This window comes from Mesobacillus thioparans (assembly GCF_965138835.1).
Classification (GTDB): Bacteria; Bacillota; Bacilli; order Bacillales; family Cytobacillaceae; genus Mesobacillus; species Mesobacillus thioparans.
In genome coordinates this window covers 37,247-59,515 of record NZ_CBCSFH010000017.1, presented here as the reverse complement: position 1 = coordinate 59,515, position 22,269 = coordinate 37,247, and the positions used below count along the sequence as shown (strand labels likewise).

Here is a 22,269-nt window from a genome sequence, read left to right as displayed (position 1 = left end):
ATTAACGCGCAAGACCCAGCTCTTCAAGAAGCTTTTTCATATCCTCAGCTTCTGTTTTCAGGAATTTGCTGTACTCTCCACTGTCCATATACAACTCGCCCCAGCCATACTTCTTGCGAATCTCATCCCATGCTTCAGAGTCGCTTAACTCTTTGAATTTTTCTTCATAATACTTCACTGCTGCAGGGTCCATGCCCGGAGGTCCAAAGAAGCCTCTCCAGTTCACAAACGTTTCATCAATTCCCTGTTCCTTGGCAGTTTGGAAGTCTTCAAGAACTTCTCCTTCCAATCTTTCTTCGGAAGTGATGCCGAGCACTTTGATTTTGCCTGCTTTTACTTGCTCAATCGTTTCAGCTACACCAGTCGTGTAAACGTCCACGCTTCCGTTCAGTACCGCAGTCAAGCCGCCTGCATCAGGATCGGAGATATATTTGATTTTTGTTACATCGACACCAGCTGCTTTGGCAATTTTCACAAATTGCATGTGATCCATACTGCCTGGTGAAGACGTTCCAATTACACTGACGCTAGCCGGATCTTTTTTCATATCCTCGAAAAGGTCGTTCAGATTATTCCACTTCGCATCCGCTTTGACAACGAACGCGCCGTAATCAGCAATAAGGTTTGCCAGCGGCGTGAAGTCTTCATATCCATACTCAGATTGTCCATTCAAAGGAACCAGGATTAATGGTGGTGATGCAACAAACATATGGTGTTCGCTGTCTTTCTTGCCGGCAATGTATGCCCAGCCAATTGCTCCGCCACCGCCAGCTTTGTTGACGACAGGCAGGCGCTTGTCAATGATCTTCTCTTGTTCAAAAACCTGTGAAGCCATGCGGGCTGTGGTATCCCAGCCGCCGCCCGGGCCAGCGGGCGCCGTGACTTCAATCGGCTGTGTCGGTTTCCAGTCTCCATTTCCTCCTGCAGCCTTCCCGTCCCCTGATGACTCATTTGAGCATCCAGCGGCTAACAGCATCGCGAATGCAGCAGCAGTCGCCAAAAACTTTTTCATTTTGTTTCCCCCTTGTAAAAAATCTTATTTCCATCCTTATCCGCTATGTTAATTCAGAATAATGAGAATGTAACCGTTTTCAATTTTACTTTCATAAAAAACTTTTTGGCTATTTTGTTCATTTTGTTCACGGGGGAATCTGGCTGCCATAAAAAAACATCTCCTTAAAAAGGAGATGCATCAGACAATATAGTATTTCCGCTCGGGCCTTCCTACGATTCCATATTCGAGTTCTGCCCTGACTTTCCCTGTGGATATCAAGTATTCCAGATACCTTCTCGCCGTCGTCCTCGATGCACCTAAATGCTCACTTAAATCCTCTGCATTAATCCCGCTGGAAAGAGCGCCCATCGTTTCTTCAACCTTCGCCAATGTCAATGGATCAATGCCTTTAGGAAGATGAGTGGGGTCTCCGGGATCCTGCCCTCCGGTAAAAAACTGGTCGATTGCGGCCTGGTTAAACTCTGCATTGCTTTGAAGCAGCTCCCTGCGCCTTTTTGCTTTCGTCAAAGCTGCCTTGAATCGTTCAAACGTGACTGGCTTGACAATATAATCAAGTACTCCATTGCGGACTGAAGGCTCGATGACTCTCCGTTCTGTTGAAGCTGTGATCAGGATGATATCCAGATTCTCAAACCTCTTCCTCAGGTCAGTGAGCAGTGATACACCGTTTTGGTCCGGAAGATAATTGTCCAATAACAAAACATCCACTTCCGTGCTTTCCAAAAGCTTGATTGCATCACTCGCATTCAATGCTTTTCCGGCAATCTCAACACCCTCAATTTTTTCTAAAAATTGCTCGTGAATGGACGCAACCCTGAAATCATCTTCAGCAATAGCTGCTTTGATCATTTTATCAGCCCCCCTTTCGTTTTGACTAATTGGCCACACTTAGTCCTTTTTTCGGTAAATAGACCGTCATGACCGAGCCTTTTCCAGGTTTCGACTCCACTTCGATCGTTCCGTCCAGCCTGTCGATTGCCTGCTTAACAATTGCCAGCCCGTAACCCCGGTTTTCTTCGCCTTTGGTGGAGAAACCGACTTCAAAAATTCTTCCTGTTTCATTGACTGATACACCAGGTCCATTATCATATACTTCAATGATTAAGTCTTCCCCAAGATCGACCGCAAAAAAGGTTACTTCGCCTGAGCGGCTCCCTTCTACAGCATCGAAAGCATTGTCAATCAGATTTCCGATGATCGAGATGATGTCTGTATAAGGAATATGGTCCGGAATTGGCCCCAGACTGCTATTTTCGTCAATAATGAACTGGACTTTTTTCTCCGAAGCCTTCCCCAGCTTCCCAAGCAATAGCGCCTGTATTTTTGTATCAATAATCTGGTCAAAAATGATCTTGTTCTGGCTTTCATGTACCTTAGATTCTAATTGGATCATTTCAATGGCTTCATCATGCTTACCTAGCTGCAGCAGACCTGACAGTACATAGAGCTTATTTGAGAATTCATGAGTCTGCGCCCTCAGGTCCTCAGAATACTTCTGCACTTCGGTCAATGTTTCCAGCATCTTATTGATTTCTGTTTTATCCCTGAAAGTGGATACGACACCGATGACTTCATCCTCTTCAAAAATCGGTGTACGATTGATGATCATATTTTTGTTTCTTAAGAAGATCTCATGGTCCCTGTCAGGTTTTCCTGATTGCAGTACCCGGTAAACTCCCGTATTTGGAATGATGTCTTCAATTTTTTTATGGATGATTTCTTCTTTTATCTCCAAAAGATCCTTAGCAGACTGGTTGACCATGGTGATATAGCCATCCTTGTCCACGGAAATGATGCCTTCTTTAATCGAATAAAGGATGGCATTCCGCTCGAGGTAAAGAGACGTCATTTCATGTGGTTCAAGGCCTAATGTCGTCCTGCGGATGTTTTTAGCCAGAAGATAGCTTGCAAGTACACCAATCATCACGACAAACAGGGAAATGAACCCGATCTCCTTTCCTCTCTCGATGGCGTCATCCTGGATGTCTGAAATCATATATCCAACAGAAACGATGCCAACAATCTTCCCGTCATGATTTTTGATTGGCCCCTTTCCCCTGATTGACATCCCAAGTGAACCCTTCGCTTTCGATATGTAGAATTCTCCTTTTAACGCCGGACTATTGTCCCCTCCGACCATGGACAATCCCAGTTTCTTCTCATCAGGGTGTGCATAGCGGATACCGGATGTATTGCCAATCACTATGAATTCCGCGCCTGTCTCCCTTCTGATTTTATTCATGAGAGACTGCAAGGTAATCGAAGGATCGTCATCATTAAAGGAGTCTATCACACTGGGCATGGAAGCAACAGTCTTTGCAAGCTGAAGGGCCTGATTCCCTCTCTGCTTTTCAACCTGCTTATATTCGATCACCAGTGAGATCGCCAGGAAAATACAGATGATGAACACCGTGTTGACGATATTCGAGCCAATAATTTTCGTTTGCAGGGACATTGGAAGTTTTTTTGATTTCATGACTCCCCCGGTTTGAATTATTATAAATCTATTAATATTCTAATAATTTTTATCGAGATTGTCATCCCCTCCAGCAAGTTTGTGCCGCCTGCTTGAGGGAATACTGGGTAAGATGAAGCAGCATGCAACTGGAGGGTTAAACAGTGAAATTAAGTGTACTTGACCAATCCGTCATCAGCTCGGGAGATTCGGCAGCCCAGGCTTTTCGTAAAACCGTTGAGCTGGCTCAAATCACAGAAGATCTTGGGTACACAAGGTTCTGGGTTGCGGAGCATCATAACACCAACGGCATTGCCGGGTCCTCTCCTGAAATATTGATATCCCACATTGCTTCGATGACCAAAAGAATCAGAATAGGTTCAGGCGGAGTCCTGCTCCCTCAATACAGCCCTTATAAAGTCGCTGAGAACTTCAAGGTTTTGGAGGCTCTGTTTCCCAACAGGATTGATGCCGGCTTTGGGCGTTCTCCTGGCGGGTCAGCCACCACAAGGCTTGCGCTGACAGATGGACTTCGGAAAAGTTTGAATGAGTTCCCCAGACAAATTAGTGATTTAAAAGGATTTTTGCTGAATGAATTGCCAGGTGATCATCCCTTTCATGGCATTAAAGCATATCCTGACAAAACAGCTTTCCCTGAATTATGGTTATTGGGAATCACCCATCGCGGAGCCAGACTTGCAGCAGAACAGGGAACTGCTTTTACATACGGCCATTTTATAACGCCTGCCAACGGAAAAAGAGCATTGGAACAATATTACCGCGAATTTCAGCCTTCTCCATTCCTGAAAAAGCCTAAAGCTAATGTGTGTATTTTTGTTGTATGCACTGAAAGCCAGGAAAAGGCTGAAGAATTGGCCTTGAGCCAGGATTTATGGCTTTTGCGGGTAGAAAAGGGGATGGATACAAGGATTCCCTCTTTGGAAGAAGCGAAGAATACAAAGCTAACGGCAGCGGACTCAAACAGGATCATGGAAAACCGAAAAAGAATGATTATCGGAACACCGCAAAAAGTTAAGAATGATCTCATGAGACTTAGCGATTATTATGGAACTGAGGAGTTTATGATCATCAATAATCTGCACAGCTTCCAGGATAAAGTTGATACATACACATTGCTTGCGGAAGCCCTGCTCTAAAGTAATACAGGAAGGGGAATCCCCTTCCTTTCTTATTGTTCCTTCAAGTCCTTTTGGGTCATCTCGCTTCGCACATTGACGTCTTTCGAGATATTTCTTTCTTTATTGTTTGGGTATTTATTTTTGCGTTCGCGGTTATCGTTGCGATTTGTCATGATGATTCTCCTCCATATTACTTTTTGTGAATCTTTCCTGAATTGATGTCATTGTCATTGCCCAACTCACCATTCGTACGCCCTTTTTCCTTGGCAATTTTCCCGCCAAGTCTTACATTCTGCTGGCTGATTTCCTTTTCACTCATGTTTTGTCACCCCCACTTTTTAAGATGCTCAAAATCACCAAATAAAACTTCCCATTTTGAATCTTTGTGATTGCATATCGCTTCTGTTATGTAATATACTTTAATTAAAATAATCTGTTATATAACAATATTCCGAAAGAGAGGAAGAAACATGACAAAAACGGATGCCATTGCACGGAGGATTCTGGGTTGGAAGCTGAACAGATGGGACCGCTGGTTTGATTACGAGAAGGGTGTATTCATCAATGACACTGAATTCCAGCCAGAGCAAAATCTTCTGCATGCGATGCTGATTGTTGAAAGACTGGAGAAGCTGGGTTACACCTTTTCATCCAATGGGGTTTCGGAGGCTGCTTTCAATCAATTTAAAGGGACTGGTGAAAACTTGCCTGAAGCGATTACTAATGCTGCTTATGCCATCATTGAAAATGACTCGGTCGTTTCGAGTTCCACACTGTGGCGGAAATTATCATAATAGATGAAATAGAGCTGCCTCCCTTGGATGGCAGCTCTTTTCATTCACTCCACTTTTTCATCCTTCCCTGCCAGCCAGAATGCAGCGGCAATCGAGGCAATGATGACGATGAAGGGAGCGTAGAACATTGTGAATTCAGCCATTTTCCACCCTCCTATACATGGTCATTCCGTTTTCCCTGAACATAATCTTTATTGAACAGGAACAGCCTTAGCAATAAATACAATGACGGCAGCAGCAGCCCGAGCCCTGCTATGAAGGCAATGATGAGAGCGACTGCCATTGCTTCATTTGTGAAGCTGTCATATAGCTTGAGAAAAGGATAGAGCAGATAAGGATAATGCGAAATGCCATAGGCAAAAAATGCAATCAGGAATTGCCCTGTCAACAGCCCGAATGCGACTCCATATGATCTGCGTTTCCCAAGCAAGTAAACACTTCCGGCAAACAGGATGAAAGAAATCGCAAACAGCCACCATAAATCAACGAGCCGGCTGTAATGCTCCGGATTGTGATCCTTCAACTCGACGATGATTCCTGTTGCGCTCACGATTGCCGGCACAGACCAAATCAAAGCATATTTGCGTAGCAGCTCTGTTGCCGGTTGATCCTGAGCCTTATGTGCATACCATGTTAAAAATACAGCTGATATATAGAGCACTGCCGCAAGACTGAGGACAACGATGCTCCATGTCAGCGGACTGGTGAACAGCGCCCAGTAATCCAAATTAATACCCGAAGCAGACTCTGTAACAAAACCGCCTTCTGAAATCGTCAGCACGATCGACAATGAGGCCGGGATGAACAAACCAGATAATCCGTATAAATACGAATATCTTTTGTGCTTCAAACCGCCATAAGTCGTAAAAGCGTAGTAGGATCCCCGAATCGCCAGCAGGACGATGGCAATACTTGCTGGAACAAGCAGGATTGTTCCGTAGTAATAAGCCGTTTTAGGAAAGAAGCCGACCATACCGACAAAGAAAAACACCAGGAACACATTCGTCACTTCCCATACCGGCGACAAATACCGCTGGATGATCCGGGTCAGGATATGCTGCTTCCCCCGAAAAAGGCTGTAGGCATTGAAGAACCCAGCACCGAAATCGATGGAAGCGACGATGACATAGCCAAAAAGAAACAGCCATAATACGGTTATCCCAATAATCTCTAGGGTCATCGCAACTCACCTTCCTTTTCGGCTTCCCTGTCTGCCAGCTCTTGTTCAACAGGATTCTTCCGGAACATCCTTGTTAAAACTACGATGCTTCCAACTGCAAGGATCAAGTATAAACCGGCGAACATCACCAGCATCGTATCGACCTGTCCGCTTGTCGTCGCCGCTTCGTCAACCTTCATGATTCCCCGCAAAATCCACGGCTGCCTTCCAACTTCGGCGAACCACCAGCCAAGCTCGATCGCGAGCACCGATAACGGGCCACCGAGGACAATGAGCCATCGATACCACCTTGTCCGGATAAAACTCCACTTCATCCAGACACCGACAACATACATAAGTGAGAGCACCGTCATCCATATGCCAATCGTAACCATCCCGTCGAATAGATAGTGAATATAAAGCGGCGGGGTTTCTTCCTCAGGAAACTCATTCAAGCCGATCACTTCCGCATTCGGATTACTATGCGCCAAAATGCTAAGCGCATATGGAATCTTAAGAGCGTATTTGACCTCACCATCATCGAGAACACCATACAGCATTAAAGGTGCGCCTTTATGTGTCTCGAAATGCCATTCCGCGGCTGCCAGCTTTTCCGGCTGGTACTCTGCCAGGTACTTCCCGGAAAAGTCACCGATTACGGCGGCGGCAATTGAAAAAATCAAGCCGATTTTCATTGTCAAAAAGACTGCTTTTTTATGATAGATGTGATCCGACCCTTTCAGCAGCCTGTAAGCTCCGATCGAAGCAAGGATAAATGCCGATGTCATATACGCGGTGGCAAGCACATGGGCCACCTTTGTCGGCATCGCCGGATTGAACATCGCCAGGATCGGGTTGATATTGACCAGCTGACCATCAACAAGGTCGAAGCCTTGCGGGGCGTTCATGAAGGCATTCACGATAGTGATGAATACAGCTGAAAAAGACGCTCCAATCGCAACAGGGATGAGCAGCAGCAGGTGTTTCTTCTGATTCTCAAATCTGTCCCAGGTATATAGATAAATGCCAAGGAAAATCGCTTCAAAGAAAAACGCAAAGGTTTCCATAAAAAGCGGCAGGGCAATGACATTTCCCGCAAGCTCCATAAAGTTCGGCCACAGCAACGAAAGCTGCAACCCAATCGCAGTCCCGGTCACAACGCCTACCGCCACCGTAATCACAAAGCCGCGCGTCCACCTTCTGGCCAGCAAAATATAATGTTCATCCTGCTTTTTGATTCCCAGCCACTGAGCAATCATGATCATCAACGGAATCCCAACGCCAATGGTGGCATAAATAATGTGGAAAGATAGAGTAAGCTCGGTCAACACTCGGCTGAAAAAAACAGATTCTTCGTTTCCCATCCTTTAATCCCCCCTCTTTTATCCTGCAATCAAACGGCCGATAAAGGACAGTCCCATAATCGCCGCAACAATAAAAGCAACCCACATCAGTACTCGTTCTTGCTTCTTATACATAAGGCCACTCCAATCCCCGAAGTTTGTTCATCAAATCACATATTAACCAAAAAATTATTTCATTTTTATACAAGATAAATGTGAGAGAAATATGATATGTAATCCCCTTTTGGCCATCCTTCATTTTATTCCCATTCTCTGGCCCGTTAAACGGGAGCTGAAGGAAAATGAAAGGGTAAGTTGTTCGTTATCAGTAACGGTATTGAAAGCCCAAGGGATAAAAGATAAAGCTAAAGATATGTATTGGGGAGAATGGGTGAGGCACCTGTTGCTCTTGCTTCTTACCTAATCTTCTGCTCCTCCGCTTTTCGGGCACATGTTCCTCTTACTTGTTACCGAAANCTTCTNNTCCTCCGCATTTCGGGCACATGTTCTTCTTACTTGTTACCGAAATCTTCTCTTTCTTCGCTTTTCGGGCATATGTTCCTCTTACTTGTTACCGAAACCTTCTGCTCCTCCATTTTTGAGTTGGATTTAAAACGCGATATCGATACTGCAGCTAGAATGGTCATTTATCCTATTGTGCCTGGAGACGTTCCGCTGCCCCACGCTTTTCCATATACCTTTGAAAAAACCAGATAACAGCTGTGATCCAGAGTCCGCTGGCTAAGAAGCCGCCTAGGATATCGCTTGGATAATGGACGCCTAAATAAACCCTGCTTATGCCAATAGCGAGGATCATCACACTGCTGGAAATGATCACAGCGATTCTACCCAGCCGTGTTGGCACATGACGCCAGAGAAGAAAGGCAAGGATGCTGTAAAAAGAAAAAGCATTCATGGCATGTCCGCTTGGAAAACTATATCCCCCTATTTCGATCAATCGGTTCAAATCTGGGCGGGCACGATGGAAATACAGTTTCAAAAATCTATTTAAAATGGGGGTGCAAAAAACAACAGAAAGCAATATAAAAATCTCCATCCGGTGTTTTAACACATTAAACAGGAAAAAGAACGCTACAATCGTCAGAATCACGATAAACCTGGTAGAACCGATATAAGTAAAGAACCCCATGATAACAGTCAGCCACTCTGCTTGCAGTCCCTGCACCATATCAATGAATTCCTGATCGAATGCGGCCAAGTGCTCAGCATGGACGAGGTAAGATATAACGATAAATCCGAATAAAGAGCCAAAAAACGCGATAAAAAGCTGCAGGTTAAACTTTATCAATCTTATCCCCCTCCCACTAATTCAACACTTTTACTATTCCCTGATCCCTTATTTTAAAAAAGTCTTTCATACAAAAAGAAGGAATGAAATCACTCCTCCTTTTTAAAAATAACGGCCGGTCTGCCGACTGAACAATATTCTATTGTCCCACATTCCTGAAGAACCTCTTCAGCTAAACAATTCCTGCCGTCAAAAATGATCCGATGTTTCATCACATCCAGCAAAGCCTTGACATCAAGCTTTCTGAATTCTTCCCATTCTGTAACAATGAATAAAGCATCTGCGCCATTTGCAGCTTTTATCGGTGCATCCGCATATGTGATGACATCCCCGATTACCTGCCTTGCGTTTGTAACAGCTACTGGGTCATAGGCAGTGACTTCTGCTCCCAAGGCGGTTAGGGCGCGTGAAATTCTAATTGACGGCGCTTCTCTCATGTCGTCTGTTTCAGGCTTGAATGAAAGGCCAAGCATAGCGATTTTCTTCCCAGTTAAAGTTCCGAACCTGTTAAGCGCCTTCTTTACAAGAAGTTCTTGCTGCTCTTCATTGATGGCGATTGTTTCTACCAATAACGATAACGGCATCCCGTGCTCTTTGGATGTATGCAGCAGTGCTTTTACATCCTTAGGGAAACATGAGCCGCCATATCCTATTCCGGCATTTAAAAAGGCTGATCCGATTCTCTTATCTAAGCCCATTCCTGTTGCCACATCCACCACGTCTGCTCCCACGGCTTCACACAGATTGGCGATTCCATTGATAAAGCTGATTTTCATTGCCAAAAAAGCATTGGAAGCATATTTAATCATTTCCGCGCTTCTGGCATCCGTCAATAAAAACGGGACATTTAATGGACGGTACATCTCCTGTATGATATTTGAAGCTTCAATTTCTTCACAGCCAATGATGATCCTGTCGGCTTTTAGTGTATCCTGGATGGCTGACCCCTGCCTTAAAAACTCCGGATTGGATACCATCCTGAATTTCACTTTATTTTTCAAGTGGGCAAATATTAATTGTTTAATATAATCATTCGTGCCAACTGGTACCGTGCTCTTGATCACGACAATCGAATCACGGACAATATGTTCTGCAAGGTCTTTTGCAGCCTGCTCGATGTATCTCAAGTCGGCCTGCCCGTCGTCACTCTGCGGTGTACCGACAGCGATGATTATAATATCCGCCTCGTTCAATGCATACTTGTGAGATGCAGTAAAAACCAGTCTTCCTGCAGATGAGTTCTTAATCAGAAGTTCTTCAAGACCGGGTTCATAGATTGGGGATTTCCCTTGCTTGAGGGTAGCTATTTTCCTTTCATCCACATCAATACAAATCACATGGTGCCCGATTTCCGCGAGACAAACTCCGGTGGATAGCCCGACATATCCTGTTCCTAGTACAGCTATCCTCATGTCAGCCATCCTCTCTCTTCATGTCCGGCATCTCGTACACATCTTTTAGATATTGAATTACATCTTCCCTGGTATCTTCCCTTTGCAGCGCAAAGTCCAACGTTGCCTTGATGAAACCAATTTTATCTCCGATGTCGTAACGCTTGCCTTCAAAATTGTATGCCAATACGGCCTGCCGGGTATTCAGTTCATTAATGGCATCTGTCAGTTGCAATTCTCCTCCATGGCCGGCAGGAAGCTGTGCCAGCACGTCAAATATCTCCGGCCTCAATACATAGCGCCCCATAATCGCATAATTAGAGGGTGCTTTTTCCTTATCAGGCTTTTCTACCAATTTATCGATAGTAAACAAGTTAGGCACCAGGTTCGCACCTTTTGGTTTGATGATGCCATATTTGCAGACGTCCTGGTCGGGCACACGCTGGATTGCCACTACGGAACTATTGCAGTATTCAAAGACATTGATGATTTGTTTCAAGCAAGGTGTTTCCGACATTACGATGTCATCACCAAGCAATACAGCGAAAGGTTCATTCCCAATAAAGCTTTTCGCGCAGAGGATGGCGTGTCCTAGGCCAAGTGGCTCTTTCTGCCTTACATAATAAATATTAGCCAGACTTGAAATACTCTGGACTTCTTCCAAAATATCAAGCTTGTTCTTTTTTAACAATGCATCCTCCAGTTCATAGGACTTATCAAAATGGTCCTCTATCGATCGCTTTCCTCTGCCGATGATGATAATGATTTCCTCAATCCCGGAGGCAACTGCTTCCTCTACAATATACTGGATGGTCGGTTTATCAACGATCGGCAGCATTTCCTTCGGCTGTGCCTTAGTCGCCGGTAAAAATCTCGTGCCAAGTCCTGCAGCCGGAATGATTGCTTTACGAATCTTCATATGCTGCCTCCCTTTTGAAGTCTATAATTTTTTTATATTCAAAAGGCCAAGCTCCGGACACGTTAAAGGCCTATCAATTTGAAAATAGACTCCTTAACTTTTTTATGAAAGGGTAAATTTTGATGAATTGCTTCATATTCAATTAACTCATTTTTCCTCCTTATTTCTTGATGGATATAAATTAGTTAGCGAATGTAATTGGATCATGAATTAGTAAATATGTGAATACCGAAGCGCAGGAATCTATTGGAGAAGAAAATGTTACAGGATAGGAATTGAACAAGAAGCACTGTCACTTTTTTTCCTGGCGTGCAAAATGTAAAATAGATATGAAAGGAAGTGGGCAAATGGCGAATTCTGTTGCAGGCTCTAAACAATCACAATTAACTCAATATATCCCGCCTAAAGGCATGTACGAAACATTTGAAGATGAAGCTCATTATCTGGAAAAGGTCAAAGAGTGGGGATTGAGCACAAAGAAAGATTTTTGGTACAAAGACAGGTTCCAGCATTGTCTTGTTGCAATAAAAGGTTATGAAGTTTTCGGAGAAACAGCTGAATACAATACTCTTGTCATTGAATTTCCGGATGGCAACCTGACTTGCATCCATCCAGCATATTTGAAGGAAATGCAATCATCAGGCTTCGGCAAAGAAATCATAGAACAAACTGGGGACGTGCCTAAAGCGCCGAAATCAGAAGGTACAATAAATGCTAAAACAACTGTACCAGCTGCTGCCCAAACTGAAAAAACAACACCACCGACTGCTGATAAGGCTGAAAAAACAGCAAAAGCTTCTGCTGACAAACCTGCTAAAGCTAAAAAAGAAAAGGCTCCTAAATTAGTGTTGCCAGAAGAGAAAGTCCAATTTACTGCGAAAGTGAAGCAATTTGCATTGAGCTGGAATCACTTTAATGAGGACAATGATGAAGTCGTTGTTTTCGAAAACGTCCGGATTGAACAGGAGGAACCAATTGAAGTGGGTCTTGCCTGGGGCTCACACAGCAAAACATTGCAAAAGCTTGAACTGGAGCCGGGCCAGGAGCTCGAGTTCAACGGCAAGATTGTCAAGAAGAGCCTTCCCAAAGGCAAGGATGTTGAAGATGAGACTATGCTTCTCGATGTTGCGGTAGCTTACAAAATCAATAATCCTTCTAAGATTGTTAAAAAGTAAGGGGTACGATGGACTGGCCTTGCAGGAGGCAGTCCTTTCTTCATACTTCACTGTAAAGGCATGATGTATGACAGGATTGTCCCAGCTGGAAAAGACAATTGTTGAAACTATTTGGTAAATGCTCCAAATAGTTTGCAATTCTTGTTGATAAGCGTCATGCTTTATAGGACACATTATAAAATAGTCATGAAACGAGCAGGTGATAATATGATTGAAATTAAGACTTCAGAAATAAGCGATGGTGAATTCAATAGAGGCGTTTTCTCTACCATTGATATAAAAAAAGGGGAATTGATCCATAAGGCTCCTGTACTTTCTTATCCAAACGACCAGCATATCCACATCGAGAAAACAGCATTAGCGGACTATGCCTTCGAATATGGAATCAACCATTCAGCAATTTTGTTAGGCTATGGAATGCTATTCAACCACTCCTATGAACCTAACGCAATCTATGAAATCAATTTTGACGAGCATACCTTTGATTTCTACGCCTATCGTGACATTCCCGCCGGAGAAGAGATTGTCATTAACTATAATGGCGAGGTCGACAATAATGACCCCCTTTGGTTCAATGAAGAGAAATAAGAAATGCGGCTTCCCTTTTGGAAGCCGCATCTTTTATTCTGCGGAACTGCCGTCACTTTCTAAACAGTCAAGTTCCACAAAGACGGTCGTGCCCTGGTCTACTTCACTGACAATTTTCATAGACCCATTATGTTCCTGGATGATTTTATTGCTCACTGTAAGTCCCAGGCCGATTCCTTTTTCTTTCGTTGTGTAAAATGGAGTTCCAAGATAGCGCAGACGTTCTGATTCAATTCCTGTTCCCTCATCTGAAATGCTGACAAGTACTTTTCCTTTCTCTTTCTTTTGCATGTCGATCATTAGATTTCCTCCATTGGACATGGATTCTATCGCATTTTTCATAAAGTTTAAAAACACCTGTTTAAGCTGATGCGGATTGCAGGAAAGCATGACCTTCGCATCTGGATAAGATGGTATGATTTGAACATTATGCATCATGGCCTGCGGATGGATGATATTGATCGTGCTGTCCATGATTGCCTTCAAATCTTCATTTACATACTGAATTGCCTGGGGCTTGGCTAGTGACATGAACTCATTGACAATGATATCGATTCTGTCGAGTTCATTCATTATGATTGCAAGGTAATCCTCCTGTTTCTCTTTATCGAGACATGTCTGCAATAATTTCGAAAAACCCTTCAACGCTGTCAACGGGTTGCGGATTTCATGGGCTACCCCTGCGGCCAGCTGTCCGGTGACAGACAACCTGTCCAAATTCCGAATCGTCGCATCATGCTTGACCCGGTCTGTTATGTTCCTGCCAACACTGACAAATGACTCTATCTCATTTTTCTCATTGTATATTGGGGAGAAATTGTATTCTGTGTAGACAGATTCCTGGTCACATACCATAAACTTTTTTCGTAAAAGCTGAGGTTCCCCTGTTTCAAGAATCTCCTTTAACTTTGTATCAAGGATGTCATTTTCTTTGGATGTCAGAAATTCACTCAGGTTTTTGCCAACAATTTTCTCAGGCAGCAAGCCAATCACTTTTCCATGGGAGGGTGAAGCATATAGAATACGTTTGTTTTTATCAATCACCTTGATCATGTCCGTCGTATTTTCGGTGATTAACTCGTAGAGTTCCCGGGTCCGATGAAGTTCGTTCTCCATACTGACTAATTTAGTGATATCACGGTAAATGGCGATGATGGCGATAATTTCACCCTGTTTATTCCGGAAAGGAGAGTAAGAGACGGCAATATCCAGTATCGAACCATCTTTATGAAATCGTTGGGTGATCATATTCGTGAAGGATTGTCCAGCTTTAACCTGGTTTATGATATCTGTTACGAAATCCGGATTAGCAAAGTCGTAAAATGTTTTGCCTAGTAGATCTTCCTCTGTAAACCCAAATATTTCTGTATACATATGGTTAATTCTTACAAAGCGATCCTCCATATCGACAATAGCAAACCCATCGGCCGTGCAATCCAAAAATAAACTGAGCAATTCATTAGGATTATAGACTGTTTCTTCCTCTGCCCTAAATATCGGGAAACTACTACGCATAGAGATCTCTCCAAACTTTTTATCCTTATACTTCTATTTTACAGAAGGTTTTGACTTTTCAAAAGAAATATTTTCAACAAGCGAGCCGCTGTCACATAGACAACGGCTTAAAATCAAATTATTCAAGATAATCGATTACTTTTTTTACAGCTGCCTCTGCCTGATCTATACAGCCAGGTATTCCAACACCCTCGAAAGAACCTCCGGCAAGGCAGATTCCTGGAAGCTCCTGTTCCAGCCTTGCTTTTACTATTGCGATTCTCTCAAGATGGCCAACCGTATATTGAGGCATCGCTTTTCTCCATCTGGTGACAATAGTGAACTCCGGCTTAGCCGTAATATTCATTGTTTTATTCAAATCTCTTAAAACCAGCTCGACGATTTCATCATCTGATAACTCGACGGCCTCCTGGTCATCCGGTTTGCCAACATAGCAGCGAAGCAGCGCCATATCTTTCGGGGATGTTCCAGGCCATTTTTTGTGCGTCCAGGTGCATGCGGTAATCCGGAAATCGCTATTCCTTGAAACGAGGAAGCCTGTTCCGTCAATGTCTTTCTCGATTGCCGATTTCGGAAATGCCATTGCCACATTTGCCACAGAGTTAGCTGGCATGTGCTTGAACGGTTCCATAAAGGCATAATCCGACAGCATTCGCAGTGCATGGAAATGATCTGTGGTGATGACGACACTGTCTGCTGTTTCCACCTCTCCATTTTCGAAATGAACTTTATAAATCTCGCCTGTCTTCTCTACCTTTTTTACAGCCGTCCTCTTCATGACCGTCCCTTTCTCCAGACGGCTTTCCACCCGTTGGACCAATTCCTCCAGCCCAGTTGACAATGAAATGAACATCCCTTTTTTGGACCCCGTCTTCTTGGCTGCTGTTTTCGGAGGCTTAGGCATCGACTTGTTCAATCCGATTACCAGGCTTCGATGCTTCTGTTCGATTTCATAGAAATTTGGGAACAAAGCCATCAGGCTGAGCTCATCAATATCCCCTGCGTAGATCCCGGACAATAATGGGTCTATCAAATTTTCGACCACTTCATCCCCGAGTCGGCGGCGGAAAAAAACCCCTAGCGACTGATCGGTTTTCGGTTCACTTTTTGGTAAAATAAAATCCCCCGCAGCCCGCAATTTCCCAAGAGGTGAAAATAATCCCGACACCGCAAAAGGTGTTACTTTGGTGGGAATACCCATAAAAGACCCCTCTGGCATGGTGTGAAGCTTGCCCCTTGCGTAAATATAGGATTTCCCGGCAGTGTTCGAGATGATTTTGTCCTGGAGACCCACTTCCTCGATCAGTCTCATCGCACTCTTTTTTCGCGCAATGATTGAATCCGGCCCTCTTTCAATGATGAAGCCGTCACGCTTTTCGGTACTGATGACACCGCCAAGACGGCCGCTCGCCTCTATCAATTTCACTTCTATCGGCAGCTGTTTTTCCCTTGCTTCCTTTTGGAGATAATACGCCGCCGCCAGCCCGGTGATCCCGCCGCCTATGATAATGACCTTCTTTTTGTCCATATCGCTCACCTGTTCTTTTTGTATTGATTATCTTATAGTTGTTTCCTGTAAGTATGTGAAGTTTTTAACATAATAAAAGTATAGCACCAGAAATAGAGCGGTTGATGGAAGTTTTTTTACTAAAATGTGAACTTAGAGTCTGTGACATTTTGATATATATCTGCAAATTTCAATTTTATCGACCACTTATTGAATTATTTTGATCACATTCTCAAATAATTCAACCACATTACATTTTCAACATATAAAAAATCCCGGTTCCCCGGGATTTACACATTCATATCTCTTTTTCGATAGAAAACATAGGTCACGATTATGAGCACTAACACCAGCAATGCTGACAGTACCAGGTAGACCGGCTCAAACCCGCCTTCCTCCAGCACAAGCTTCGCATCATAATATTTGAATGGAGTCAGGAACTTCAATCCCTCCAGCTTCTCATTCAAGTCAATTGCAATCGAGAGGATGAAAAGGAACAGCAAGATTCCCGTTGCCAGGGACGTTGCTTTTTTCGCATTTTTAAAAACAGCCGCGATGGCCGTTCCGATGACAAGGAAAATCAACTGAAGAATGAGCATCCCGAGCATCAGTAACACAATCTCCCGGGTGACGTCCTCGCCTGCCGCATATTTCCCGACCATGCCGATAGAGGAAGCAAGGGTGACAAGATTTAAAATCAAAATATTGACCAGCGCAGCGGACAGCTTTGCTGATATCATCCATGTCCTTGAAACCGGCTTGACGAGCAGGAACTCCACCGTTTTGTCTCGCTCTTCCTTGGCGATGATATTGGAGCCAAGCATCGCTGCATGGATGGCTGCCATCACGGCCAGGTACAGAAACAGGACTCCAAAATAACCGAGCGCTGTGGATAAATCTAGCGAACCGGTTCCCATTATTGCCTGAAGCGATTTAGGCATATCGGCCATCAGCGCGTTCATCGATTGCCCGGTTCCCTCGAGGCTTGAATACTTTGCCATCCCCGAAGCGACCATGAAGACAACGCCAATACACCAGATAATTAAAGCTTTCCGGTTTGCTTTCAATTCTCTATTAAAAAGATTCACGTCTTCCCTCCTCCCTAAACGGAATGGACATCCTTTTTCGAATATAAATAATAGCTGGCAACGATAGCAGCAATGATAAAAATGGCTGCCGTTATAAGAAAAGAAGTTTCATAGCCTGTATTCTGCGTAATATATGCCGAATCAAAATAATTGAACGGAGTCAGATAACGCAATGCTTCATCCTCTGTTGTCGAACTGATCATCCCGAGCATGAAAAAGCCGAAAACCGTTCCAAGCGAAACCGAGATCACCGATTTAATTCTCGGGAAAATCGCCGAAACAACGATACCCAGCGCCATGAACATCAGCTGAAGAAACAACAGCGAAATCGCAATCAGGAATAAAGCTATTTTGCTAAAACCGTCCTCTGCGACGATGGATGCCATCACGAAGGTCGCGGCGATGAACACGATATTGGTGATGACGATGGAAACCACTGCAGCCAGCAGTTTTGAAGTGACGACCTGCGCCCGGGTCACCGGCTTTGTCAGCAAAAAGTCCGCCGTCTTTTCGCGCGTTTCCTTTGATAAAATCGAGGTTCCCAGATTCATAGCCTGGATGGCCCCCGCAAGCTTAAGGTACAGGAACGCATAAGAGAAAAATCCTATCAATGTCGCAATACTGTCGACTGACAATCCAATTGCCTTCCTCAACTCAACCGGGAAGCCTTCAAGCAGACTCTTAAACTCTTCTGCATCCTTTGAAAAGGAAGGGAACATCGATAAAAACAATGCCACCAGCGCCACCAGAGACAAGGTCCAGATGACAGTCGATTTTCGGTAGGCCTTCAGTTCATGAAGGAACATATTCATGTTCTATTCCTCCTTTTCATAGTAGTGCATGAAGATCTCTTCAAGGTCAGGCTCCTCAATCCAGAGATTCGCAATCTCGATTTCCGCGATCTTTTTCATGATGGAATTGAGATTCCCCCTGAATAAAAAGCTGATGATATGGCCGTCCTGCTGCAGCTGGTTCACACCTTCTATATTGAAAAGTTCTTTATTGATAGCGGTGCTTGTTTCTATTTTGAATTTCTTATACGTGTTTTCTTTTAGCGTGCTGATTTTCTCAACCGTGACAATCCGCCCGTCCTTGATGATCGCCACCCTGTCACACAGCCTTTGCACCTCACTGAGAATATGGGAGGAAAACAGAATCGTCGCGCCTTTCTTGTTTTCTTTTTCAAGAAGGTCGAAAAACTTCTGCTGCATGAGCGGATCGAGACCGCTTGTCGGTTCATCGAGGATGATCAGCTTCGGTTCGTGAAGCAGTCCCTGGACGATGCCCACCTTCTTTTTATTCCCAAGCGAAAGATCATCGATTTTCTTGGTCAGGTCCAGCTCCATGATGTCAGCAAGCTCCTTGATCCGCTTTGTACAATCCTTTTGGTAAAAGCTTGCCGAGTACTTGAGCAGGTCCATGACCTTCATATTGTCATAGTAAAAAACTTCGGAAGGCAGGTAGCCAATTTCCTTTTTGATTTCCGGAGCACCAGTGATGATATCTTTCCCGAAAATCGTCGCGCTGCCGCTTGTCGGATAGATCAGTGACAGCAGCGTCCTGATCGTCGTCGATTTCCCCGCTCCATTCGGTCCGATGAAACCGAAAATCTCGCCTTCTTCCACATTGAAGCTGACATCTTCAATTCCCCTGGCCTTGCCGTACATTTTCGTCAGATTGTTAATCTCAATCACGTTCATGCCAGACCCTCCCTCAATTTCTCTGTTCAACTAGTCTCCCTGCCGGACTGACTTTTTAATTTTCATAGTCAGTTACAGCGTTTTCTACGCTTGCTTATCTTTATTCACGATTAAGCTGTTTATTTTACGGTTAATCAGCATATAGTTCCGGCACACTGTCCTACTTGGTAATCTCACTTTTATAAAACGCCTTCTTCATCATATTGATATACACTTCGGCTTCTTGGAATGCTTCATCAAAATCATCAAGGCCTTTGTTCAGTCTCTTGGCTTTTTCGAGTTCCTGGCTGCTGAAGCCCTGGAGTGTCCACAAGATGATGTTGATGGTTCTTTGGATATCCGTCCCCTCACGGAATTTTTCAAGGTCGATATTATCGAATAGTTTGCTATAGCTGTGGTGCATCAGTTCTGTGGTGGTGTTATTCAAGTTCTCTTTCACATCTGCAGAGGATTCCATTGAGACAGACATCATAAAGTCAAATATCTCTGGATGCCTGGCCATCAGCCTGCTCTTAAGGATCATCAGGTTCTTCAGCCGCTCAAAGATATCTCGTTCGGTAAAATCCAGTTCCTGAAAGAATTCCTCTGATAAAACTTCTGCAAAGTGGTTGTAAAGGAACAAATACAGTTCTTTTTTATTTTTGAAATAGTGGAACAAGAGTCCTTTTGAAATCCCTGCTGATTTGACGATCTCATTCGTAGAAGCATTTTCGTATCCCTTTTGGGCAAACTCCTTGAGAGCAGCGTTCAGGATTCGTTCCTGCTTTTCAGGATTCAAGCTTAATAATTTTGAAGTCATCGCGCCCTCCTTAAAATTCATTGACCATAGTGGTCAATATCATTGTATTCCTTATTGACCACTCTGGTCAATACTATTCACACCAAATTTTTCGACATTGTTCTTAGAGTAACAGTCCAATAAAAAAATGCGTTAAACCCTGTTAAGGTCAACGCATTCCATAAAGGAGACTGAATTTAGAAATTAAGATTCGTAATGGCTCTGATTTTAAATTTTTCACCGATTTTAATAATAAATACATAAATAAAGTGTCCAATGACGACACCTATTACATTACAAATGACATCATCAATGTCGGTAATTCTTCCCCAGCTGCCGCCAAATGATTCCAACAGCTGAAAAAGCTCAATTGCTACAGACACAGCCAATCCCAGCAGGAAAACTGATTTTAAGTCATTCAAATGCCGGCTGATGATCGGCACTAAAAATCCCAATGGCATTAATAATAGGATATTCCCGCCAACATTCCTGATGATAAGGGAAATCATAAACAGGACATCACCATCATAAGCGGTTCCAATCTGCCTTATATTGTCCATTATCGAAACCAGGGGCAGGAAGTTAATGCTGCGCGAAGAACCTTCATAATCAAAACCAAAACCGATCGGAATTGGAAATAACGTAACAGAAACGACCAAACTCATATAAATAATGAATAATAGAATGAACATTTCCTTATACCAGGATACTCTTACCTGGTTCCTGTATTGTCTCCAGGTAAAAATCGATCGAACAATAATGTAAATTAATACTGCTGAAAATACAAATAAACTTCCATTAATTAAGATCAACATTCTTCAACCCCTATAGCCTTTAATCCCCAAACACCCAATTCACCATGGATGCTTACCGATTTAGATTTAATGTTCCAAACCTGGAAAACTTATTTCATTTTCCGGATCACGGCTCTGACAGGGCTGCCGTCTGCCTGTTGCAGCGGGAGCGGCAAAGCAGCGAGTTCGTAGTCCCCCGGTTCAATCTGATCCAGTACAAGTCCTTCAAGGATATGGACTCCCTGGTTGTTCAATTCATGATGTGCATTGAGTTCCTTGCTATCCAGCGGGTCGACCGATGGCAAGTCCAATCCGAGCAGCCGCACTCCTTTTCCGGCAAGGTATGCAGCCAATACCGGCTCGATATGCGGGATTGATTCCGGGAAAGCCGTTTTATCCTGCCATGCATCGGTTCTGATCAGCAGCCGCTTCACTCCGCTTAGATTAATGCCTTCAAGCTCTTTAAGCCCGATACTGGCTGGCTTATCCACATGGATTACAAGCGCGGGGCCAATATAGAGATTGAATTCCAAATCAATGACCTTTTTACCGTCGCTCTCGAAATGGAAAGGAGCATCGATATGTGTGCCTGTATGGGTGCTCATCGTCACCTGCCCGACATTGACCGAACCGCTTTCTTCCATTCCCCAGCTCACTTTATATTCAAATGGCGTATCGCCAGGCCAGACAGGAATTTTATCGTGTAAAACCTGCGAAATATCAATCCAGTTCCCCATACATTTTCCTTCTTTCTTATTATAACTTCGTCCTCAAGCTCCACAGCTCAGGAAAAAACCGATGGTCGACGACCTTTTTCAAATAGGATACACCGGCGGATCCGCCTGTTCCAATTTTGTGGCCGATGATCCGTTCAACCGTGCTCATATGGTTGAAACGCCAGAGTTGCTGCTTGCTGCCGATATCGACCAGCTTTTCCGCAAGCTCATAAAGATCCCAATATTGTTCGACATTGCGGTAAACCGTCAGCCACGCTTCCTCGACGCTGGCATTTGGTTCGTATGACTGCGACCAGTCACGGTTCAGCGCAGCATCATCGATCGGAAGTCCACGCATCGACAATGCCTGGATGGCGGCATCATAAATCGAGCGTTCTTGCAGTGCGTTCTCCATCGTTTTATATAGTTCAGCATCGTGTTTATATACGGATAGCACAGGTGCCTGCTTCTGCCCTAGAGCGAATTCAATCAGCCGGTTTTGATACGATTGGAATCCGGATGAATGGCCAAGCTTGTCGCGGAATTCCATATATTCTGCAGGAGTCAGCGTCGACAGCACACTCCATGACTGGATCAGCTGCTCCTGGATCCGTGATACTCTCGACAGCATCTTGAAGGATGGCTCCAGGTAATTTTTCCGAATACAGTCAATCGCCGCGTTCAATTCATGTAAAATCAGCTTCATCCACAGCTCACTTGCCTGATGAATAACAATGAACAGCATTTCATCGTGGTGATCAGACAGACGCTGCTGGCTGGACAAGATTTTATCCAATTGCAGATAGCTGCCATAGGACAGCTCTTTTGAAAAATCGGTATGGATTTCGTGTGATGTTTTCTGTTCTTCCTTCATTTTCCGGCTT

24 protein-coding genes are annotated in these 22,269 nt (G+C 44.0%); 4 read left to right on the top strand and 20 right to left on the bottom strand.

Annotated features, from left to right (window positions below):
- Position 1 precedes the first annotated feature (1 nt).
- From ACNAZ4_RS20945 to ACNAZ4_RS20935, 3 genes are all read right to left on the bottom strand, one after another.
- Positions 2-1,012 (bottom strand): tripartite tricarboxylate transporter substrate binding protein, encoded by a 1,011-nt coding sequence (locus ACNAZ4_RS20945; protein ID WP_415817781.1) that lies wholly within the window; start codon positions 1,010-1,012, stop codon positions 2-4.
- 180 nt (positions 1,013-1,192) lie between these two features.
- Complete coding sequence (locus ACNAZ4_RS20940) at positions 1,193-1,864, bottom strand: response regulator (protein ID WP_415817779.1); 672 nt, start codon at positions 1,862-1,864, stop codon at positions 1,193-1,195.
- A gap of 25 nt (positions 1,865-1,889) precedes the next feature.
- A complete protein-coding gene (locus ACNAZ4_RS20935; RefSeq protein WP_415817777.1) occupies positions 1,890-3,491 on the bottom strand; it encodes an ATP-binding protein in 1,602 nt (533 codons plus the stop codon).
- A gap of 143 nt (positions 3,492-3,634) precedes the next feature.
- On the opposite strand from ACNAZ4_RS20935, the gene ACNAZ4_RS20930 reads away from it, so the two are divergent.
- Positions 3,635-4,627 carry an LLM class flavin-dependent oxidoreductase gene (locus ACNAZ4_RS20930; protein ID WP_415817775.1) on the top strand — a complete coding sequence of 331 codons (993 nt, stop codon included), beginning with the start codon at positions 3,635-3,637 and terminating at the stop codon, positions 4,625-4,627.
- Positions 4,628-4,659: 32 nt separating this feature from the next.
- Here ACNAZ4_RS20930 and ACNAZ4_RS20925 read toward each other — a convergent pair whose 3' ends face one another.
- On the bottom strand, positions 4,660-4,782 hold the full coding sequence (locus tag ACNAZ4_RS20925; RefSeq protein ID WP_415817773.1) for a hypothetical protein: 123 nt from the start codon (positions 4,780-4,782) through the stop codon (positions 4,660-4,662).
- Positions 4,783-4,799: 17 nt separating this feature from the next.
- Positions 4,800-4,928, bottom strand: coding sequence for a hypothetical protein (locus tag ACNAZ4_RS20920; protein ID WP_415817772.1), 129 nt, complete (start codon positions 4,926-4,928; stop codon positions 4,800-4,802).
- Between the two features lie 151 nt (positions 4,929-5,079).
- Here ACNAZ4_RS20920 and ACNAZ4_RS20915 point away from each other — a divergent pair, with 151 nt between their 5' ends.
- Entirely contained in the window at positions 5,080-5,403 is a 324-nt protein-coding gene (locus ACNAZ4_RS20915; protein ID WP_415817771.1) for a BC1872 family protein, read from the top strand.
- A gap of 44 nt (positions 5,404-5,447) precedes the next feature.
- Here ACNAZ4_RS20915 and cydS read toward each other — a convergent pair whose 3' ends face one another.
- From cydS to galU, 6 genes are all read right to left on the bottom strand, one after another.
- On the bottom strand, positions 5,448-5,546 hold the full coding sequence (gene cydS / locus ACNAZ4_RS20910) for a cytochrome bd oxidase small subunit CydS family protein (RefSeq protein WP_415817769.1): 99 nt from the start codon (positions 5,544-5,546) through the stop codon (positions 5,448-5,450).
- Between the two features lie 11 nt (positions 5,547-5,557).
- On the bottom strand, positions 5,558-6,583 hold the full coding sequence (locus ACNAZ4_RS20905) for a cytochrome d ubiquinol oxidase subunit II (protein WP_415817767.1): 1,026 nt from the start codon (positions 6,581-6,583) through the stop codon (positions 5,558-5,560).
- On the bottom strand, positions 6,580-7,926 hold the full coding sequence (locus ACNAZ4_RS20900; protein ID WP_415817765.1) for a cytochrome ubiquinol oxidase subunit I: 1,347 nt from the start codon (positions 7,924-7,926) through the stop codon (positions 6,580-6,582). Before ACNAZ4_RS20900 ends, ACNAZ4_RS20905 begins: the two co-directional genes overlap by 4 nt.
- A 631-nt stretch (positions 7,927-8,557) precedes the next feature.
- Positions 8,558-9,214: a phosphatase PAP2 family protein gene (locus tag ACNAZ4_RS20895; protein WP_415817763.1), complete on the bottom strand. Its 657-nt coding sequence runs from the start codon at positions 9,212-9,214 to the stop codon at positions 8,558-8,560.
- Positions 9,215-9,303: 89 nt separating this feature from the next.
- Entirely contained in the window at positions 9,304-10,626 is a 1,323-nt protein-coding gene (locus tag ACNAZ4_RS20890; RefSeq protein WP_415817761.1) for a UDP-glucose dehydrogenase family protein, read from the bottom strand.
- Between the two features lies 1 nt (position 10,627).
- Positions 10,628-11,524: a UTP--glucose-1-phosphate uridylyltransferase GalU gene (gene galU / locus ACNAZ4_RS20885; protein WP_415817759.1), complete on the bottom strand. Its 897-nt coding sequence runs from the start codon at positions 11,522-11,524 to the stop codon at positions 10,628-10,630.
- A 347-nt stretch (positions 11,525-11,871) separates the two neighbouring features.
- On the opposite strand from galU, the gene ACNAZ4_RS20880 reads away from it, so the two are divergent.
- Both ACNAZ4_RS20880 and ACNAZ4_RS20875 read left to right on the top strand, forming a co-directional pair.
- Positions 11,872-12,699, top strand: a complete 828-nt coding sequence (locus tag ACNAZ4_RS20880; protein WP_415817757.1) for a hypothetical protein — start codon at positions 11,872-11,874, stop codon at positions 12,697-12,699.
- 207 nt (positions 12,700-12,906) lie between these two features.
- The gene (locus tag ACNAZ4_RS20875) at positions 12,907-13,287 is read left to right on the top strand and encodes an SET domain-containing protein (RefSeq protein WP_415817755.1); all 381 of its coding nucleotides are present in this window, start codon (positions 12,907-12,909) and stop codon (positions 13,285-13,287) included.
- A 33-nt stretch (positions 13,288-13,320) separates the two neighbouring features.
- Here the strand turns inward: ACNAZ4_RS20875 and ACNAZ4_RS20870 are convergent, their stop codons facing one another.
- The 9 genes from ACNAZ4_RS20870 to kynA all read right to left on the bottom strand — a co-directional run bounded on the left by ACNAZ4_RS20870 (position 13,321) and on the right by kynA (position 22,259).
- Positions 13,321-14,802: a PAS domain-containing sensor histidine kinase gene (locus ACNAZ4_RS20870; protein ID WP_415817753.1), complete on the bottom strand. Its 1,482-nt coding sequence runs from the start codon at positions 14,800-14,802 to the stop codon at positions 13,321-13,323.
- Positions 14,803-14,920: 118 nt separating this feature from the next.
- Positions 14,921-16,330, bottom strand: coding sequence for a protoporphyrinogen oxidase (gene hemY / locus ACNAZ4_RS20865; RefSeq protein WP_415817751.1), 1,410 nt, complete (start codon positions 16,328-16,330; stop codon positions 14,921-14,923).
- Positions 16,331-16,599: 269 nt separating this feature from the next.
- Positions 16,600-17,397 carry an ABC transporter permease subunit gene (locus ACNAZ4_RS20860; protein ID WP_415817749.1) on the bottom strand — a complete coding sequence of 266 codons (798 nt, stop codon included), beginning with the start codon at positions 17,395-17,397 and terminating at the stop codon, positions 16,600-16,602.
- A 14-nt stretch (positions 17,398-17,411) separates the two neighbouring features.
- The gene (locus ACNAZ4_RS20855) at positions 17,412-18,209 is read right to left on the bottom strand and encodes an ABC transporter permease subunit (RefSeq protein WP_415817747.1); all 798 of its coding nucleotides are present in this window, start codon (positions 18,207-18,209) and stop codon (positions 17,412-17,414) included.
- 3 nt (positions 18,210-18,212) lie between these two features.
- Positions 18,213-19,097 (bottom strand): ABC transporter ATP-binding protein, encoded by an 885-nt coding sequence (locus ACNAZ4_RS20850; RefSeq protein ID WP_415817745.1) that lies wholly within the window; start codon positions 19,095-19,097, stop codon positions 18,213-18,215.
- Positions 19,098-19,257: 160 nt separating this feature from the next.
- Complete coding sequence (locus tag ACNAZ4_RS20845) at positions 19,258-19,896, bottom strand: TetR/AcrR family transcriptional regulator (RefSeq protein WP_415817743.1); 639 nt, start codon at positions 19,894-19,896, stop codon at positions 19,258-19,260.
- 176 nt (positions 19,897-20,072) lie between these two features.
- Positions 20,073-20,687, bottom strand: coding sequence for a VanZ family protein (locus ACNAZ4_RS20840; RefSeq protein WP_415817838.1), 615 nt, complete (start codon positions 20,685-20,687; stop codon positions 20,073-20,075).
- Between the two features lie 92 nt (positions 20,688-20,779).
- Positions 20,780-21,406, bottom strand: a complete 627-nt coding sequence (kynB, locus tag ACNAZ4_RS20835) for an arylformamidase (RefSeq protein WP_415817741.1) — start codon at positions 21,404-21,406, stop codon at positions 20,780-20,782.
- A 19-nt stretch (positions 21,407-21,425) separates the two neighbouring features.
- The gene (kynA, locus tag ACNAZ4_RS20830) at positions 21,426-22,259 is read right to left on the bottom strand and encodes a tryptophan 2,3-dioxygenase (RefSeq protein WP_415817739.1); all 834 of its coding nucleotides are present in this window, start codon (positions 22,257-22,259) and stop codon (positions 21,426-21,428) included.
- Between the last annotated feature and the right edge of the window lie 10 nt (positions 22,260-22,269).